At 63.8% G+C, this 18,839-nt stretch carries 16 protein-coding genes; 14 read left to right on the top strand and 2 right to left on the bottom strand.

The window, feature by feature from the left end:
* Nucleotides 1-91 precede the first annotated feature (91 nt).
* The 13 genes from rpsB (at nucleotide 92) to lpxB (ending at nucleotide 13,306) form a co-directional block, all read left to right on the top strand.
* Complete coding sequence (rpsB, locus tag R3D65_RS00545; RefSeq protein ID WP_371274327.1) at nucleotides 92-886, top strand: 30S ribosomal protein S2; 795 nt, start codon at nucleotides 92-94, stop codon at nucleotides 884-886.
* Nucleotides 887-1,043: 157 nt separating this feature from the next.
* Complete coding sequence (tsf, locus tag R3D65_RS00540) at nucleotides 1,044-1,967, top strand: translation elongation factor Ts (protein ID WP_371274326.1); 924 nt, start codon at nucleotides 1,044-1,046, stop codon at nucleotides 1,965-1,967.
* A 111-nt stretch (nucleotides 1,968-2,078) separates the two neighbouring features.
* On the top strand, nucleotides 2,079-2,801 hold the full coding sequence (gene pyrH, locus R3D65_RS00535; RefSeq protein ID WP_371273281.1) for a UMP kinase: 723 nt from the start codon (nucleotides 2,079-2,081) through the stop codon (nucleotides 2,799-2,801).
* Between the two features lie 42 nt (nucleotides 2,802-2,843).
* Complete coding sequence (frr, locus tag R3D65_RS00530) at nucleotides 2,844-3,404, top strand: ribosome recycling factor (protein ID WP_371273280.1); 561 nt, start codon at nucleotides 2,844-2,846, stop codon at nucleotides 3,402-3,404.
* A 47-nt stretch (nucleotides 3,405-3,451) separates the two neighbouring features.
* Entirely contained in the window at nucleotides 3,452-4,171 is a 720-nt protein-coding gene (locus R3D65_RS00525; protein WP_371273279.1) for an isoprenyl transferase, read from the top strand.
* Nucleotides 4,168-5,007: a phosphatidate cytidylyltransferase gene (locus tag R3D65_RS00520; protein ID WP_371273278.1), complete on the top strand. Its 840-nt coding sequence runs from the start codon at nucleotides 4,168-4,170 to the stop codon at nucleotides 5,005-5,007. The genes R3D65_RS00525 and R3D65_RS00520 overlap by 4 nt, the downstream gene beginning before the upstream one ends.
* A gap of 75 nt (nucleotides 5,008-5,082) precedes the next feature.
* Nucleotides 5,083-6,231, top strand: coding sequence for an RIP metalloprotease RseP (gene rseP / locus R3D65_RS00515; protein WP_371273277.1), 1,149 nt, complete (start codon nucleotides 5,083-5,085; stop codon nucleotides 6,229-6,231).
* Between the two features lie 213 nt (nucleotides 6,232-6,444).
* Complete coding sequence (bamA, locus tag R3D65_RS00510) at nucleotides 6,445-8,874, top strand: outer membrane protein assembly factor BamA (protein WP_371273276.1); 2,430 nt, start codon at nucleotides 6,445-6,447, stop codon at nucleotides 8,872-8,874.
* Nucleotides 8,875-8,925: 51 nt separating this feature from the next.
* Complete coding sequence (lpxD, locus tag R3D65_RS00505; protein WP_371273275.1) at nucleotides 8,926-9,987, top strand: UDP-3-O-(3-hydroxymyristoyl)glucosamine N-acyltransferase; 1,062 nt, start codon at nucleotides 8,926-8,928, stop codon at nucleotides 9,985-9,987.
* Nucleotides 9,971-10,453: a 3-hydroxyacyl-ACP dehydratase FabZ gene (fabZ, locus tag R3D65_RS00500; RefSeq protein ID WP_371273274.1), complete on the top strand. Its 483-nt coding sequence runs from the start codon at nucleotides 9,971-9,973 to the stop codon at nucleotides 10,451-10,453. Before lpxD ends, fabZ begins: the two co-directional genes overlap by 17 nt.
* Before the next feature lie 9 nt (nucleotides 10,454-10,462).
* Nucleotides 10,463-11,296, top strand: a complete 834-nt coding sequence (lpxA, locus tag R3D65_RS00495) for an acyl-ACP--UDP-N-acetylglucosamine O-acyltransferase (protein ID WP_371273273.1) — start codon at nucleotides 10,463-10,465, stop codon at nucleotides 11,294-11,296.
* A complete protein-coding gene (locus tag R3D65_RS00490) occupies nucleotides 11,283-12,155 on the top strand; it encodes an LpxI family protein (RefSeq protein ID WP_371273272.1) in 873 nt (290 codons plus the stop codon). Before lpxA ends, R3D65_RS00490 begins: the two co-directional genes overlap by 14 nt.
* On the top strand, nucleotides 12,152-13,306 hold the full coding sequence (lpxB, locus tag R3D65_RS00485) for a lipid-A-disaccharide synthase (RefSeq protein ID WP_371273271.1): 1,155 nt from the start codon (nucleotides 12,152-12,154) through the stop codon (nucleotides 13,304-13,306). The genes R3D65_RS00490 and lpxB overlap by 4 nt, the downstream gene beginning before the upstream one ends.
* 76 nt (nucleotides 13,307-13,382) lie before the next feature.
* Here the strand turns inward: lpxB and gltA are convergent, their stop codons facing one another.
* Together gltA and gltX are read right to left on the bottom strand one after the other, a co-directional pair.
* Entirely contained in the window at nucleotides 13,383-14,672 is a 1,290-nt protein-coding gene (gene gltA, locus R3D65_RS00480; protein WP_371273270.1) for a citrate synthase, read from the bottom strand.
* 188 nt (nucleotides 14,673-14,860) lie between these two features.
* Nucleotides 14,861-16,282, bottom strand: a complete 1,422-nt coding sequence (gene gltX / locus R3D65_RS00475) for a glutamate--tRNA ligase (protein ID WP_371273269.1) — start codon at nucleotides 16,280-16,282, stop codon at nucleotides 14,861-14,863.
* A 146-nt stretch (nucleotides 16,283-16,428) separates the two neighbouring features.
* Here gltX and R3D65_RS00470 point away from each other — a divergent pair, with 146 nt between their 5' ends.
* Nucleotides 16,429-18,798, top strand: a complete 2,370-nt coding sequence (locus R3D65_RS00470; RefSeq protein ID WP_371273268.1) for a ComEC/Rec2 family competence protein — start codon at nucleotides 16,429-16,431, stop codon at nucleotides 18,796-18,798.
* Nucleotides 18,799-18,839 lie beyond the last annotated feature (41 nt).

The raw sequence follows: 18,839 nt of genomic DNA, 5'->3' as shown, positions 1-18,839 counted from the left end.
GGGCCTGACCGGGAGAAATCCGGTCCGGTCCTCCGGTGCCGGCATCCGCCGTCATTGCCCGTGGAGGTTCAACCGGAAAGGATAGATGCAGATGTCTCTGCCTGATTTCTCCATGCGCCAGCTCCTCGAAGCCGGTGTTCATTTTGGTCACCAGACCCACCGCTGGAACCCGAAGATGTCGAGCTACATCTTTGGCGCCCGCAACAACATCCACATCATTGACCTGTCGCAGACCGTTCCGCTGCTGCATCAGGCGCTGAAGGCCGTGTCCGACACCGTGGCCGGTGGTGGCCGCGTGCTGTTTGTTGGCACCAAGCGCCAGGCATCCGATCTGGTTGCCGACGCGGCGCGCCGCTCCGCCCAGTATTATGTCAATTCCCGCTGGCTCGGCGGCATGCTGACCAACTGGAAGACCATCTCCAATTCGATCCAGCGCCTGCGCAAGCTCGAGGAGCTGATGGCTGGCGAGGCCCAGGGCTTCACCAAGAAGGAGCGCCTGAATCTGGAGCGTGAGCGCGACAAGCTCGACCGCGCGCTCGGCGGCATCAAGGACATGGGCTCCACCCCGGACCTGATGTTCGTGATCGACACCAACAAGGAAGCGATCGCGATCCAGGAAGCCAAGCGTCTTGGCATTCCGGTTGTCGCCATCCTCGACTCCAACTGCGACCCGGACCTCGTCGACTACCCGATCCCCGGCAATGACGACGCTGCCCGCGCCATCTCGCTGTATTGCGACCTGGTGGCCCGTGCCGCCATCGACGGCATTGCCCGCCAGCAGGGCTCCATGGGCGTCGATCTGGGCGAATCCGCCGAGGCCCCGGCCGAGCCGGCCCTTGACGAAACGGCTGCCGAGGCTGCTCCGGGCGCCGAAGGCGAAGCCTGAGTGGCGGGCGTGTGACGGGCGGCTGTCATGCCGCTGTCACGCGCCGCACCGTATTCCAGCCGGACGCGGATCCTGTCCGTGTCCATTTACCGGCGCATCGCGGCGGCTTTCCGGCCGGTGTGATGCGCCCTCGCATTTCGACATGACGAGGCGACTTATGACGATTACCGCTGCAATGGTGAAGGAACTGCGCGAGAAGACCGGCGCAGGCATGATGGACTGCAAGAACGCGCTCAACGAGACCTCCGGCGACATGGAAGCCGCCGTGGACTGGCTGCGCGCCAAGGGCATTGCCAAGGCTGACAAGAAGGCCGGCCGTACCGCTGCCGAGGGCCTTGTTGCCGTCGCGGCTGAAGGACCGGCGGCAGTCGTCGTCGAGCTGAATTCCGAGACCGACTTCGTCGCCCGCAACGATGCGTTCCAGGAGCTTGTTGCCGGCATCGCGAAGACCGCTCTTGCGACCGACGGCTCGCTCGATGCCGTTGCCGCCGCGACCTATCCGGCCACCGGCAAGTCGGTTGCCGATACGGTCAAGGATGCCGTCGGCACGATTGGTGAGAACCTCACGCTGCGCCGTTCCGCGAAGCTCTCCGTCGGCAAGGGTGCGGTCGCCACCTATGTGCACAATTCCGTGGCTGACGGCCTTGGCAAGCTCGGCGTGCTGGTCGGCATCGAGACCGATGGCGACGTCGAGAAGGCCGTGGCATTTGCCCGCCAGGTGGCCATGCACGTTGCCGCCACCAACCCGCTCGCCCTGACCGATGCGGAAGTGGACGCCGATGTGGCCGCCCGTGAAAAGGCGATCTTCATCGAGCAGGCCCGCGAATCGGGCAAGCCGGAGAACATCATCGAGAAGATGGTCGAAGGCCGCATGCGCAAGTTCTATGAAGAAGTCGTGCTGCTCAAGCAGGCCTTCGTTATGAACCCCGATGTGACGGTGGAAAAGGCCCTGGAAGAGGCCGCAAAGGACATCGGCGCGGCCGCGAAGCTGACCGGCTTCGTGCGTTTTGCCGTGGGCGAGGGCGTCGAGAAGGAAGAATCCGATTTCGCCGCCGAAGTGGCCGCCGCAGCCAAGGGCTGATCCTTCATCGGCCGCAAGGCCCTGAAAATTGCGTTGGGGCGCCGCGTGACAATGCGGCGCCCTTCGTGTATCCGCATGCCCGATCCGCCTGTGCCTGATAAAGGAGAACCCATGACGTCCGCGCCCATCTATCGCCGTGTTCTTCTCAAGGCTTCTGGCGAAGCGCTGATGGGCGGGCAGGGATTTGGAATCGACGTCTCGGTCGCCGACCGGATTGCCGCGGATATCGCGGAGGCCCGTGCCATGGGCGTCGAGGTCGGCGTGGTGATCGGCGGCGGCAATATCTTCCGCGGCGTGGCCGTGGCCTCGAAGGGTGGCGACCGTGTCACCGGCGACCACATGGGCATGCTCGCCACCGTGATCAATTCGCTGGCTCTCAGGACATCCCTGGTCAAGCTTGGCATCGATGCCGTTGTCCTTTCGGCCATTGCCATGCCTGAACTGTGTGAAAGCTTCTCGCAACGCCAGGCAACCGCCTACATGAACGCCGGCAAGGTCGTGATCTTCGCCGGCGGAACAGGCAACCCGTTCTTTACAACCGATTCCGCCGCAGCCCTGCGCGCCGCCGAGATCGGCGCCGACGCGCTTTTCAAGGGCACCCAGGTCGACGGCATCTATTCCGCCGATCCGAAAAAGGTGCCTGATGCCGAGCGCTTCGACAACATCACCCATGACGAGGTGATTTCGCGTGGCCTGAATGTGATGGATACGGCCGCGATTGCGCTTGCGCGCGAAAACAACATTCCGATAATCGTCTATTCAATTCACGAAAAAGGCGGATTCGGCGAAATTCTGCGTGGAAATGGCCGTTGTACGGTCGTTCGCGATTCTTGAAGCGGGCGCTTGGCCCCTGGCCGGACTGGAGGAACTGACAGCATGAGCAACGGCATCGACATGAAAGATCTTGAGCGCCGGATGGACGGCGCCATCAACGCCTTCAAGAACGATCTGGCCTCGATCCGCACGGGCCGGGCCTCGGCAAACCTGCTCGACGCCATCAACGTGGAAGCCTACGGATCGCCCATGCCGATCAACCAGGTTGCCACCGTGTCCGTGCCCGAACCGCGCATGATTTCGGTTTCGGTCTGGGACAAGTCCATGGTCGGCGCCGTGGACAAGGCCATCCGCGAATCGAACCTCGGGTTCAATCCGATCATGGATGGCGCTACCTTGCGCATTCCGATTCCCGAACTCAACGAGGAGCGCCGCAAGGAACTGGTAAAGATTTCGCATCAATATGCCGAGCAGGCGCGTATCGCCGCCAGGCATGTCCGCCGCGATGGCATGGACCATCTCAAGAAGGCGGAAAAGGACGGCGACATCAGCCAGGATGAACATCGCGCATTGTCTGAACGGGTTCAGAAACTCACCGACGACACGATTGCGCGCATCGACAAGCTCGGCCAGGAAAAGGAAGCCGAGATCATGCAGGTTTGAGCCGCGCCATCATGCGCGGCCCCAGATCGCGAGGACCGGGGCACGACATGTCACAACCCGCCCATGTGGCGATCATCATGGATGGCAATGGCCGCTGGGCCAAACAGCGGCACCTGCCGCGCAGCGCCGGCCACAAGGCCGGCGTCGATGCGCTTCGCCAGACCGTTCGCGCGGCCGGGAACCTCGGTCTGGACTACCTGACGGTTTACGCCTTCTCTTCGGAAAACTGGTCGCGGCCTGCTGGCGAAGTCTCTGATCTGCTGGGCTTGTTCCGGCTTTTCGTGCGCCGCGACCTGGCCGAACTTCATGCCAGCAATGTGCGTGTGCGGATGATCGGCGACCGTGACGGCCTTGCACGCGATATTGCCGGGCTGGTCGATGAGGCGGAAGCCCTGACGCGGGCGAATACCGGCCTGACCTTCATCATCGCCTTCAATTACGGCTCCCGCGACGAGATCACCCGGGCCGTGCAGCGCATAGCCGCCCGGGTTGAGCGCGGTGAGATCGCCGCAGCGGATGTCTGTGCGCAAATGGTTTCTGACAATCTCGATACGGCCGGCATTCCGGACCCGGACCTGATCATCCGCACGAGCGGGGAGTTGCGCCTGTCCAATTTCCTGCTCTGGCAGGCCGCCTATGCTGAATTCCTTTTCCCCGACTGCTACTGGCCCGATTTCTCCGAGCGCCATCTTCGCGAAGCCGTCGAGGCGTTCGCCACGCGCGATCGCCGCTTTGGCGGCATAGGTCAGCAGGATATCGCCTTGTGAGCAATCTGCGCCAGCGAATCCTCTCCGCCCTTGTCCTGGCCGCCGTTGTCCTGACGCTGACCTGGCTGGGCGGCGTGTGGTTTCGCCTCGTCGCGGCGGTCATCGGCCTGGCGGTGATGCACGAATGGCTGGCCATGCATCGCAGCCGGATTTTGCCGTCCGTGCGCCTGGTCGCCTGGGCCGCCATGGCCGGTGTTGCCGCTGCCGTCATGGCGGATGTGCCGGCGGCTTGGTCGGGTCTCTTCATCGGTGTGGCGGGCGTGCTGCTTCTCGCGCTGGGTATTCTGCGCGGGCAGGGCGGTCTGGCGGCCCTCGGCTTCGTCTATGCGGCGATCCCGGCCCTTGTCCTGGCAAAGCTGCGCGGTGATGATGCGGCCGGCCTCACCGCGATGGTCTTCCTGTTCGCCGTCGTATGGGGCACGGACATCGCCGCCTATTTCTGCGGGCGTGCGCTGGGCGGGCCGAAACTGGCGCCGTCCATATCGCCGGGAAAGACGGTCTCCGGTGCGATTGGCGGACTTGCCGGCGGTGTTGCCGCGGGCATTGGCGTGATCGCCGCCGCATCCGGTGCCGCAACCGGCAGCGCCACCTGGCTCTTCCCGCTGCTGGCCTTTGCCATGTCGGTCGTCTCCCAGGCCGGCGATCTGTTCGAATCGGCAGTCAAGCGAAAGGCCGGCGTCAAGGACAGTTCGCACCTCATCCCGGGGCATGGCGGCGTGATGGACCGCGTTGACGCCCTTGTGATCGCGGCTATCCTTCTCTACCTGTTTGGTGCCGTGTCCGGTGGCGCGGATTCTCCGGCGGCAGCGCTTTTCCCCGCCTTTGGCTGGCGATAGCACCGTCGCCATCCTGTCGCCTCGCTTTCGGTCGAGCCTGCATGATCCGAAACTGTCCAGCTTGAGGAATACAACGTGCCGGACTTTCTGACTTCACTTGCCGGGACGGATGGCATTCTGCTCGGCGTGATCCTGCCCTTCCTTTTCGTGCTCATCATCGTCGTGTTCGTTCACGAGATGGGCCATTATCTTGTCGGGCGCTGGTGCGGCATAGCCGCCCAGTCCTTCTCCATCGGTTTCGGGCCGGAAATCGTCGGCTTCGACGATCGCCATGGAACGCGCTGGAAGCTCTCCCTCATTCCGTTGGGGGGCTATGTGAAATTCCTGGGTGACATGACGGTGACCAGCAGCACCTCGGACGCGGAGCAATTGGCAACCCTGTCCGCCTTCGATCGCAGCCGGGCGTTTCATGTCCAGCCCGTCTGGAAGCGGTTTCTGACCGTATTGGCCGGGCCTGTCTTCAATTTCATCCTCACGATCATTGTTTTCGCGGTCATGTTCGCCACAAACGGGCGCTATGAAATGGATCCGCTGGTCGGCGAGGTGATGCCCGGCGGCGCGGCCATGGAGGCCGGCTTCCAGCCCGGCGACAAGTTCGTCTCAATGAATGGCGTGCCGATATCCGAATTCGCCGATGTGCAGCGTTTCGTGGCAACACAGGGCGGCGATCCGATTCGCTTTGTCGTGCAGCGCAACGGCCAGGACGTGCCGTTGACGGTGACCCCGCAGCGCGTGGAGACGACCGATCCGCTGGGCAGCAAGGTGACCCGCTACCAGATCGGGATCAGGGCCGACATTTCGCAGGATTCGGCCCGGCGCATCGAGCTCGGTCCGGTCGAATCGCTCGGCCTCGCGGTCAGCGAAACGGGCTACATGATCGCCGCAACCGGTCAATTCATGAAACGTCTTGTCATGGGCCGTGAAGACCGCTGCCAGCTTGGCGGGCCGGTCAAGATCGCCGACATGGCCGGCAAGGCGGCCGCCAAGGGCTTTGTCTGGGTTGTTCAACTTGTCGCGATGTTGTCGGTCGGGATCGGGATTCTGAACCTGTTGCCCATTCCGCCCCTTGATGGCGGGCACCTGATGTTCTACGCAATCGAGGCGGTCAAGGGGCGGCCGGTCTCGGAAGCTGCCTTGGAGTCTGTCTACAAGGCCGGTTTTCTGGTCGTGCTTTTGTTCATGGGGTTCGTTTTCTGGAACGACCTCGTCGCGTGCAGGATGTAAGAGGGGAGTTTCCGGTCGGGGGGCGATTAATGGCGCGTTTACCATGGTTGCAGCCGAACGTGGCGTTAAAGCCACGGTGGCGGACTTAGTAAACGGAAATTAACCGCCAGCCTTGCTTGTGTGGAAAATCCGGGTATTACGGTGTGGATCAAGCACCGGTAATTGCCCGGTATTCTCGCCCGGGGACTACGAGAAACAAGGTAATTGAACCTGATGAAGGCATCATCCAAATTCATGAGCGCCGTTTCCGCGGTTGCGCTGTCCGCTGGTCTCGCAGCGACCGGTTCTGTCGCGCTGCAGCTTGCCACGGTTGCCGAGGTTCATGCCGCGGTTGTTCGTTCGGTCGATGTGCGTGGAAACACCCGCGTCGATGACGACACGATTCGCTCCTATATCGACATCAAGCCCGGCCGCAGTTTCAATGCCGCCGATATCGACGCGGCGGTGAAGCGGCTCTTCTCCACCGGCCTGTTTTCCGACGTTCGCATCAATCAGGTGGGTTCCACCCTTGTTGTCGAGGTGGCGGAATACCAGGTGGTCAACCAGGTGCTTTTCCAGGGCAACAAGAAGATCAAGGACGAGCAGCTCGCTGCCCGTGTGCAGACCCAGCCGCGCAGCGGCTTCTCGCCGTCGGCGCTGGAGATCGACGCCGACACCGTGCGCGAAGCCTACAACCGCATTGGCCGCTCCGACGCGATCGTCACCACCGAGGTGATTGATGTCGGCCAGAACCGCGTGAACGTCGTCTTCAACATCCAGGAAGGCGGCCGCACGAAGATCGCCAATATCGATTTCGTCGGCAACAATGCCTATTCGGACCGCCGTCTGCGCGATGTGATTTCCATCAAGCGTTCGACATTCCTGTCCTTCCTCATGCGCGATGACGTCTATGACGAGAACAAGTTGCGCGCCGACGAGGAAGCGCTGCGCCGGTTCTACTACAATCGCGGCTATGCCGATTTCCGCGTGGTTTCGGCCGATGCGACGCTGGACGAAACGGAAAACGAGTACACGATCACCTTCACCATTGACGAGGGCGAGCGCTATACGTTTGGCGATGTCGAGGTCGAGAGCACGATCCCCGGCGTCAATGCCGAGCAGCTCAAGCGTGCCGTCGAAACGGATCAGGGTGATGTCTACAGCGCCAAGGATGTCGAGGACAGCATTGTCGGCCTGACCGAAAGCGTGGCCGGCGAGGGCTATGCCTTCGCGCAGGTCACGCCGCGTGGCGACCGCGACTTCACCAACCGCACCATTTCGGTCGTCTATACCATCGACCAGGGGCCGCGGACCTATGTCGAGCGTATCGAGATCCGTGGCAATGACCGCACCCGCGACTATGTGATCCGCCGCGAATTCGATATTGCGGAAGGCGATGCCTTCAACCAGGTTCTGCTGCAGCGCGCCAAGCGCCGCCTGGAGGATCTGGATTTCTTTGAGACGGTCAACATCTCGACCCAGCAGGGTTCGGAAGGCGACCAGGTCGTCATCATCGTCGACGTCAAGGAGAAGTCCACGGGCGAATTCTCCGTCGGTGGCGGCTATGTTACCGGCGGTGAAAATCCCGGTCCGAAGGTCGAATTGTCCATTGCCGAGCGCAACTTCCTTGGACGCGGCCAGTTCATCCGTTTCTCCGCTGGTGGCGGGCAGGATTCACGCGATTATTCGGTCTCCTTCACGGAGCCCTATTTCCTTGGCCGCCGTATCGCTGCCGGTTTCGATTTTGCCCGGGAGACCACGGACGGCACCTATTACGATACCGAGGTGAACAAGGGCACGGTGCGTTTCGGTCTGCCAATTACCAACGCGCTGACCACGCAGCTCGCCTATAATCTGTCAAGCGAGAAGTACTCGCTCGACAAGCGGGCAAGGACCGCCAGCCTTCCTGCCGGAGATCCGCTGGCCGGTTTCAACCAGTACAACAACATGCCAACGGATTGTGACACGGCTGCATTGAACTGCCCGCTTCCGTCGGCCACGCTTGATGCCATCGACAACAGCCCCTGGGTCAAGTCGTCCGTCAGTGCCGCGCTGCTCTACAACACCATCGACGACATGAAGAACCCGCGCAACGGCATCTATGCCAAGTTCACTGCGGAATATGCCGGTCTCGGTGGCGACGCCCATTACCTGCAGTTCACCGGCCGGGGCCAGTATTACAAGCAGTTGAACGAGGAGCTGGACCTCGTCGGCCTGTTGACCGCCGGCGGTGGCCATACCGTTCAGATCAGCAACGAACCATTGCGCCAGTTCGATCTGTTCAAGAACTCCGACCGCATGATCCGTGGTTTCGCCTATAATGGCTTCGGGCCCTATCAGGGCATCGGTGGTGGCCTGATCGACCATATCGGCGGCACCACCTATTTCCACGGCTCCGCGGAACTCCAGTTCCCGATGCCGATCCTGCCGGAATCGCTTGGCATTCGCGGTGCCGTCTTCGCAGACGCGGCAACGCTCTATGGTGTCCCGTCCAACTTCACGGGCGTGAACGGCTCCAGCATGGAATGGCGTGCGTCTGCCGGTGCCTCGCTCATCTGGCAGTCGCCTTTCGGGCCGCTGCGCGTCGATTACGCGGTGCCCTTGAAAAAGGAAGCCACCGACGAGATCGAGAATTTCAACTTCGGCATTTCGGGCCGCTTCTGACGCGGCCCGGCCTGTCGGTTCCTGCCTGAATCCGGCGCGGGTGCCATTGGCATGACAGATCTGGCCTTTTTCCATATGGCCCGCAGGCTGACCGTCGCGGACATTGCTTCGCTCTGCGGTGCGGAAGTTCATGCCAATGAAGGCGACGAATCGGCGCTGATTGGCGCGCTTTCGCCAGCCGGCCGCAGCACCGCCGGTCACCTAGCCTTTGTGGAAGGCAAGCGTAATCGCCAGCTTCTGGACGGGATTTCGGCCACCGCCGTCCTCGTGACAGCGGACCTGCTTGCCCACGTGCCCGCCGGCGTCGTTGCTCTTGTCGTGAAGCGCCCGCAGGCGGCATTTGCAAAATGCGCGCGCGCCCTCTATCCCGCCGCCATGCGTCCGGCGCCCGTAACGGGTGAGAACGGCATTTCAGAAAAGGCATTCGTCCACGCCCAGGCTGTGCTTGAGCCGGGCGTCGTCGTGGAGGCTGGCGCTGTCGTCGGAGCGGGTGCGCAAATCGGGTCCGGATCGGTCATCGGTCCCGGTGCCGTGGTTGGCCCCGGCTGCCGCATCGGGCGCGATTGCCACATCGCCGCGCATGTTTCGCTGATCGCCACGCTGGCCGGCAACCGGGTTGTCATTCATCCGGGCGCACGCATCGGCCAGGATGGCTTCGGCTATGTGCCCGGTGCCGCCGGTCTGGAAAAGGTTCCGCAGCTTGGCCGCGTCGTGCTGCAGGATGACGTGGAGATCGGCGCCAATACGACCATTGACCGCGGCGCACTGGGCGACACGGTCATCGGCGAGGGCACGAAGATCGACAATCTCGTCCAGGTGGGGCACAACGTGACGATCGGCCGGCACTGCGCCATTGCTGCGCAATGCGGCATCTCCGGTTCCGTCACCATTGGCAACTTTGTCATGCTCGGCGGCAATGCCGGGATTGCAGACCACCTGACGGTTGGTGACGGCGCGCAACTGGGCGCGGCCTCCGGCCTGATGCATGATTTGCCCGCTGGCGAGAAATGGGTCGGGGCACCGGCCATGCCGGTCAGGAAATTCTTCCGGCAGACCGCCGCCTTGAGGGCGCTGTCGGAGGGAACGCGCAAGAAGGATGGCGACAATGACTGAAAAGACGACGCTTGAGACGCTGGACATCATGCGCGTGATGGAATTGCTGCCGCACCGCTACCCGTTCCTGCTCATCGACCGCGTCATCGAGGTCGATGGCGACCGTTCCGCTATCGGCATCAAGAACGTGACCGCCAACGAGCCGCACTTCCAGGGCCATTTCCCGGCCGCGCCCGTCATGCCCGGCGTGCTGATCATCGAGGCCATGGCGCAGACCGCCGGCGCGATCTGCATCAACTCGGCCACCGGTGAGGATGGCGATGCACCGAGCGTCGTCTACTTCCTGACGATCGACAATGCCAAGTTCCGCAAACCGGTCGTTCCCGGTGACCGCCTGGAAATTCACGTTCTCAAGCAGAAGCAGCGCGGTTCGATCTGGAAATTCGCATGCGAGGCCAAGGTCGATGGCGCCAAGGTGGCTGAAGCCGTCATATCTGCCATGATGACCGTGCCGGAACGGGCTTGAGTTCCTGTCGTGGGTGAAACGTCAATCCATCCCTCCGCGGTCGTCGAGAAAGGCGCGCGTCTTGGTGCCGGGGTTAGCATCGGGCCCTTCTGTCATGTCGGGCCGGATGTGACGCTGGGCGATGGCGTTGAACTCATTGGCAGCGTCACCATCCTCGGGCAGACGTCACTGGGGCAGGGCGGCAGGGTCTTTCCCGGTGCCGTGCTGGGATGCGAGCCGCAGAATCATGCCCACAAGGGCGGCCCGACCACGCTGGAAATCGGGAAGAACGCCTCGATCCGCGAAGGCGTGACCATGCATACGGGCACGGATACGGCCCGTGGCCGCACCACGATCGGTGATGACTGCCATTTCCTCGCCTTTTCGCATGTCGCCCATGATTGCGACATCGGCAACCGGGTCACGCTCACCCAGGGCGCGGTGCTTGGGGGACATTGCGTGGTCGGCGATGCCGCCATTCTCGGCGGGCTCGCGGCCGTGCACCAGTTCGTCCGGATCGGCCATCACGCCTTTGTCGGCGGCATGACCGGCGTCGAGCGCGATCTGATCCCCTACGGCATGGTGACAGGCAATCGCGCCCGCCTGCGCGGGCTCAATCTTGTCGGCATGCGCCGCGCTGGCATGGCGCGCCAGGACATCCATGCGGTTCGCGCGGCCTACAAGCTCATTTTCGAAACCGCCGGGCCGCTACCGGACAGAATCGAGCGTGCTCGCGAGGCTTTTGGCAATTGCGATCCTGTCATGGATATCATCGCGTTCATGACGAGCGATGCCCGCCGCAAATTCGTCATGCCGCCGGTTGCCGGGCGCAACCGTCCGGATGACGGCGATGACGAGGCCTGACCGGCAAGCGCCAGTGGCCGGACATCCGGTTGCCATCGTCGCCGGAAGCGGCGCCTTGCCGGAGGCCTTGGCCGATGAACTCGAACGTGAAGGCCAGAGCCCTGTCATCATCGCCATCAGGGGCGAGGCGGACCGCTCCATTCCGGCCCGCGCCCGTGCCACTCTGGATATCGAGGCGCTTGGCAAGCTTCCCGGCCTTCTCAAGGCGCATGGAGTTCGCCACGTGGTTTTTGCGGGCGGCGTTTCCCGCCGGCCGAGGTGGCACCGGTTCCGCCTGACATTCGGCATCGTTCGCATGCTTCCGCGCGGCATCCGTGCGCTTGGCGCGGGCGATGATGCGCTGCTGCGTGTCGTCGCCGCCTTCATGGAACAGGAAGGGATCGTTGTTCTCGGCGCCCATGAAATCATGCCCCGGCTCCTGGCGCCCGAAGGGGTGATCGGTGCGCTTTCGCCAACGCGCGACGACTGGCCCGCCATCAGGGCCGGATACGAGGCGGCACGCGCCATCGGTGCGCTCGACATCGGCCAGGCGGCTGTCGCCTTCGGCCGCCGGGCCATTGCGCTCGAAGGGATCGAGGGCACGGAAGGGCTGTTGGCGCGCACCCGCGACATGCGCCATCACGGGCGCCTCACGTCCACCCGGCGCGGCGTCCTGGTCAAATGCGCCAAGCCGGGGCAGGATGAGCGCGCCGACCTGCCCACCATCGGGCCGCAAACGGTGATCAGTGCCCATGCCGCCGGCCTGTCCGGCATCGCGGTCGAGGCCGGCCGGTCGATCCTGCTCGAAGCCGATAGCATCCGCGCGCAAGCGGACAGGCTCGGGTTGTTCGTCATCGGCTTGCGGGAGGACATGCTGTGAGCCCGCCGATCAGGCTTGGCGTCGTCGCGGGCGAGGAATCGGGCGATCTGCTCGCCGCGGACCTTGTCGATGCCTTGCAGCGCAAAACTGGCCGGCCGGTCGAACTGACCGGCGTCGGCGGAGAGCATCTTGCCGCGCGCGGCCTCAAGAGCCTGTTCGATCCGGGCGAAATTGCCCTCATGGGCATTTCTGCCGTGCTTGCCCGCCTGCCCATGCTCCTGAAGCGTATCCGGCAGACATCCGCGCATATCGCTGCCGAACGGCCGGACCTCCTGCTCATCGTCGACAGCCCCGATTTTACCCATCGCGTGGCGCGCAAGGTGCGTGCCGCCTGTCCCGGTCTTGCCATCGTGGATTATGTCTGCCCGTCGGTCTGGGCATGGCGTCCGGGCCGGGCAAGGGCAATGACAGCCTATGTCGACCATGTCCTCTGCCTTCTGCCCTTCGAGCCTGAAGCACTGGAAAGGCTGGGCGGGCCGGCAGCGACCTATGTCGGCCACAAGCTGGTCCGCGAGCCGGCGCTGGAAGCGGCCTGGCAGACGCAAATGGAACGCGGGATTGATCCGCGCAGCCCTGTCCTATGCCTGTTGCCGGGCTCGCGCCGCTCCGAGGTGGCGTCTCTGCTGCCCTTCTTCGGCGCCACGATCCGCGAACTGGCAAGACTCGGACCTGCACCCGATCTGCTCCTGCCAACGGTTCCCCATGTTGAACCCTTGGTCCGGAAGCTGACCGAAACATGGGAAATCCGCCCGCAGATCGCGACGGGCGAAGACGCGCGCCGCGCGATGTTTGCCCGCTCCGATGCCGCCCTGGCCGCCTCGGGAACGGTGACGCTGGAACTGGCGCTGGCCGGTGTCCCACTCGTTTCGTGCTACCGAACGGACATGATCGCCCGTCTCCTGCGCCATCTGATCACGGCCTGGTCGGCATCCCTGCCAAACCTCATCGCCGGATACCCGGTTGTACCGGAACTATACGACTTCATGCTCCGGCCCAATTACACGGCCCGTCACCTGAAGGCGTTGATGGCCGAAACGCCTTCGCGCAATGCGCAGATCGCCGGGTTCGAGACAATCCGCGACCGCATGGCAACGGAGCGGCCTGCCGGAGACATGGCAGCCGAAGCGGTGGTCGCGCTGTTGGGCGCGTGAGGCTTTCCCGGCAGTCCGGCCTATGAAAAAAGCGCCCCGGAAGGCGCTTTTTCGTTTGGTGTCGCAGAGCGAAAGCTCAGCGGTCGCCTACCGGAATATAGTCCCGCTGCGCCGCACCCGTGTAGAGCTGGCGCGGACGGCCGATCTTCTGGCGCGGATCCTCGATCATTTCCTTCCACTGGGCAATCCAGCCGACAGTGCGGGCGAGGGCGAACAGCACGGTGAACATGTTGGTCGGGAAGCCGAGCGCCTTCAGCGTGATGCCGGAATAGAAGTCGATGTTCGGATACAGCTTCTTCTCGATGAAATATTCGTCCGTCAGCGCAATGCGCTCCAGTTCCATCGCCACGTCGAGCAGCGGGTCGTCCGTGATGCCGAGCGTCTGAAGCACCTCGTGGCAGGTCTTCTGCATGATCTTGGCGCGCGGATCGTAGTTCTTGTAGACGCGGTGGCCGAAGCCCATGAGGCGGAACGGATCGTTCTTGTCCTTCGCGCGCGCAATGAACTCGGGAATGCGGTCCACGGAACCGATTTCCGAAAGCATGTTGAGCGCGGCTTCATTGGCGCCGCCATGTGCCGGACCCCACAGGCAGGCAATGCCGGCGGCGATGCAGGCGAAGGGATTGGCGCCCGACGAGCCGGCGAGGCGGACAGTCGAGGTGGAGGCGTTCTGCTCATGGTCGGCATGGAGGATGAAAATCCGGTCCATGGCGCGCGCGAGAACAGGATCGACCTTGTATTCCTCGCATGGCACCGCAAAGCACATGTGCAGGAAGTTGGAGGCGTAATCCAGGTCGTTGCGCGGATACACGAAGGGCTGGCCGATGTGGTACTTGTAGGCCATGGCCGCGATCGTCGGCATTTTCGCGATCATGCGCATGGAGGCGACCATGCGCTGGTGCGGATCGGAAATGTCGGTGGAGTCGTGGTAGAAAGCCGACATTGCGCCAATGACACCGCACATGATGGCCATCGGATGGGCATCGCGGCGGAAACCGGTGAAGAAGCGGCTCATCTGCTCATGCACCATGGTGTGGCGCGTGATGCGGTAGTGGAAATCGTCGTTCTGCTCCTTGGTCGGCAGTTCGCCGTAGAGAAGCAGGTAGCAGGTTTCCATGAAGTCGCCATGCTCGGCGAGTTGCTCGATCGGATAGCCGCGATGCAGCAGGATGCCCTCGTCACCGTCGATATAGGTGATCTTGGATTCGCAGCTTCCCGTCGACGTGTAGCCCGGATCGTAGGTGAAATTGCCGGTCTTCGCATAGAGCGCGGTAATGTCGATGACATCCGGACCGATTGTACCTGAATGGACCGGCAATTCGATCGTTTCGCCGCCCACTTCGAGTTTTGCGGTTTTCTCGTTCATTCAGGTCTCCTTTCGTGACGATTGACGCCAACGGTCGATTTTGCATTGCAAAAATGATGGCTGAGTAGCTAGCCTATTTAAGCCCTTCTGCCAAGCGCATGCCCCGGCTTTCCAGCCCTCCCGGCGTAAGCCTTTTGTCTTGCGGCCTGACCGCTTGAACTGCGTCAAACCGCTGAAAAAAGGGAATTTCAGCGCGTTTGGTCGGCGATTCGTGCCAGGCTCTCCTCCCGTCCCAGAACCGCGAGCACATCGAAAACGCCGGGAGATGTGGCCCGCCCCGTCAGCGCGGCGCGCAGCGGCTGGGCGACCTTGCCAAGCTTGAGTTCCTTTTCCTCTGCAAAGCCGCGTACGGCCGCCTCTGTGGTCTCCGCCGACCAGTCCCCTGCCTGCTCCAGCCGCGGAAGGATGTCCGCGAGCAGCGCCCGCGCCGCGTCATCGAGGATCCCTGCCGCCTTTTCATCCAGCGGCAGCGGGCGTTCGTCGAAAATGAAGCCGGCGCCCTCGGCCAGTTCATTGAGGGTGCGCGCGCGTTCCTTCAGGCCGGGCATGGCGGCCAGCAATTGCGCCTTGCGCGCCTCGCTCATCTTCTCCAGCAGGGCAGGGCCGGCGGGCAGATACGGCAGCGTCTCCAGGAACACCGCCGTGAGATCGCCCGCGTCCATGTTGCGCATGTGCACGCCGTTGAGTGCTTCCAGTTTCTTGAAGTCGAAGCGGGCCGCGCCCTTGTTGATATCCTCGATCTCGAACCATGCGATCATGTCTTCAAGGCTCATCACCTCGTCGTCCCCATGGCTCCAGCCCAGCCGGACGAGATAATTGCGCATGGCCGATGGCAGGTAGCCCATCTCGCGATAGGCCTCCACGCCCAGTGCGCCGTGGCGCTTGGAGAGTTTCGCCCCGTCCGGGCCGTGGATGAGCGGGATATGCGCCATCACCGGAACGTCCCAGCCCATCGCCTCGTAGATGATGGTCTGCCGCGCGGCATTGGTCAGGTGGTCGTCGCCACGGATGATATGCGTGACGCCCATGTCGTGATCGTCCACCACCACGGCCAGCATGTAGGTCGGCGTGCCGTCGGAACGCAGGATAATGAAATCATCGAGGTCCTTGTTGGGAAAGCGCACGTCGCCCTGGACCTTGTCGGCGACCAGCGTCTCGCCGGACAGCGGCGCCTTGATGCGCACGACCGGTGCGATGCCCTCCGGCGCTTGCGATGCATCGCGGTCGCGCCATGTGCCGTCATAGCGCGGTGGGCGGCCTTCCGCCTTTGCCTTCTCGCGCATCTCCGTCAGTTCGGCCTGGGAGCAATAGCAGTAATAGGCCTTGCCCGCCTTCACCAGGGCGTGCGCCACTTCGGCGTGGCGGTCGGCGCGTGCGGCCTGCGAATAGGGCTCGCCGTCCCAGCCGAGGCCCAGCCAGTCGAGGCCTTCGAGAATGGCGGCCGTGGCGGCCTCGGTCGAGCGTTCGCGATCTGTGTCTTCGATGCGAAGCAGCATTTTTCCGCCGGTATGGCGCGCATAGAGCCAGTTGAACAGCGCGGTACGGGCGCCGCCGATATGCAGGTAGCCGGTGGGCGAGGGTGCAAAGCGGGTGACGACGGCTTTTGTCATGACGAATCGGTCCGTTGGAATGGGTGAGCCCGGACGTGGGGGAACATGCGGGCTGGAAAAAGCGTGCGCCCCATGTAGCATAGGAACCGTGGGGTGCAAGTGCTGGCCGGAAGGCGCTGGCTTTGGCCACGGGGGCGGAAAAGGGGGTGAGTGACGAGCGGGCCATGTTTGCGGCCCGAACGGCTCACCGTGAGCCGGCCGGACCGGAAATCCGCCATGCCGACGACATTCGATCCGTGCCCATGCCTGCCCCGGTACACTTGCCCGTGCGGCCGCCGCCCGGCCGCGACCGGCTGCAGCGGATAGCCGCCGCGCTCTCGCCATCGGCCGTCATGCGCGGCCTTCGCCGCGATCTGGCGTTGGAAATGGAGCGCGGTCTGCTTTTCCTGATGCTGCCCTTGATGATCGGTGCCGGCGCGGCGGGCTATTTCGCCCTTTCCACCGAGCCGGACCTTTCGGCCCTCCTGGCCGGCTCCTTTGCGTTCGCCGGCCTGCTTTGGCTGGCGCGCCGCAGGCATGGCACCAGTCTGCTTCTGGCAGGCTGCCTTTGCATCCTTTGCGGCATGGTGGCGGCAAGACTGGAAACCGGTCGGGGCGCCGCGGTCACGACGGGCAGTGCGGTCACGACCACGCTCACGGGAAGGATTGCGGCCGCCGAGCTTCTGGAAGGCGGGCGCATGCGTCTCATCGTGGAGACGAGCGGCTCTGCCCGTCCGGCCTTGCGCTATCTGCCGGAAAGGGTCCGCATCACCACGCGGATGCAGGCGCGGCTGCCCCGCGCAGGCGATGGCTTCACGGGCCGCGTCCGGCTGATGCCCCCGCCCGGTCCGGTCCGCCCCGGAGGATACGATTTCTCGTTTGAGAGCCATTTCGACGGAACGGGCGCGATCGGTTTCGTCTTCGGCACGCCGCGGATAGAGGCGTCGCCAAACCCTGACGGGCTGTCGGCTGCCATAGAGCGCATCCGCCATGCCCTGGCAGAACGCATCCGCGCCCGCATCCAGGGGCAGAATGGTGAGATCGCGGCTGCGCTCGTGACAGGCTACAAGGGCAGCATCAGCGACAGCAATGCCGAGGCGCTGCGAACCAGCGGGCTGGCTCATATCCTGGCCATTTCCGGGCTGCACATGGCGCTTGTGGCCGGAACCGTGGCCGGGGGGCTGCGCGCCATCTTCGCCGCCTTTCCGGCATTTGCCGCCCGCCATCCCGTGAGGAAGCATGCCGCGCTGGCCGCCCTGCTGGCCGTCAGCGCCTATCTCATGTTGTCCGGCGGCGCCATCGCCACACAACGCAGCTACATCATGCTCGCCGTGATGCTGCTGGCGCTTCACGCCGACCGGATGGCGCTGACCATGCGCAACATTGCGATTGCCGCCGTGCTGATCCTGCTCTGGAGTCCGCACGAGATCACAGGGCCGGGGTTCCAGATGTCCTTTGCCGCCACGGCCGCGCTCGTCGCCGCTTATGCGGCAGTGCAGCAGCATCGCATGGCAAAAGGGAAGGGCATGGCCGGTGGGTGGGCCGGCTCCGTGCTGCGCCCCGTTGCGGCGCTGCTCTTCACCTCCATCATTGCCGGTGCCGCGACCGGCATATATGGCGCGTTCCACTTCCAGCGCTATGCCCCGCTCGGGCCCGTGGCAAACCTCGCCGCAATGCCGATCGTGTCGCTGGTCGTCATGCCCGCGGCCCTTGTCGCGCATCTGATGATCCTGTTCGACCTTGATGCACCCTTCTTCTGGCTCATGGGGCAGGGCATCGGACTGGTGCTGCGGATCGCCCACGAAACCGCGAGCCGGTCCGGCCATGACCAGACCGGGCTCGTGCCGCTGCCGGCGATGATGCTGGCCACGATCGCGCTCATTGCGGCAACGGTCCTGACGACCCGCCTGCGCCTGCTCGCCTTGCCGTTCATACTGGCCGCCGGCCTGGCCTGGCGCGGTGCCGACATTCCCGATGGCTGGATATCCGATGACGGAAAGACGCTGGCCATCCGCATCGCTGAGGGCAGCCTTGCCTTCAATCGCACCCGGATTTCCAGCTTCACACGCCAGAACTGGACACGGGCAGCGGGAACCGGCGAGGTCAGACGCGCCGCCGCATTGAAACGCGGCAGCCTGGCGGCCTTGCTGGCCCGGGAAGCGACAGGCAAGGCGGCAAGACCCCTGGCCGGGGGATTTGCCTGCGACGATCAACTCTGCCTGGCAAAGGCCCCGCGCGGCTGGATCGTCCAGACGGACGATCCGGAAACAGTCCGTGCCGCATGCCGGACCGCCATCCTCATTCTCTACAGCAAGCCTTCCGAAGCGCCCCGCTGCGGTGGACGGCACATGGCCGTCATCGTCACAGCCCGGCAATTGGCGCTCGAAGGATCGGCTGCCTTTCGCCTGAACCCGCACGGCAAGGGCGTTTCGATCCGCCATGCCATCAACCGGCCATACCGCCCGTGGCACAGGCATCGGAAATGGTCGCGCGCCGCCCGCGGCCTGGAAGAGTGGAAGCCGGAGGCCAGGGATTGACACTTGGCCGTGCCGCCAGCGTCCCACCTGCAGGCATCCAG

It is taken from the genome of Zhengella sp. (assembly GCF_041397485.1).
In the GTDB taxonomy this organism is placed as follows: domain Bacteria; phylum Pseudomonadota; class Alphaproteobacteria; order Rhizobiales; family Rhizobiaceae; genus Zhengella.
The sequence above is the reverse complement of the archived record's forward strand: the minus strand, read 5'-3'. Positions and strand labels throughout refer to the sequence as shown.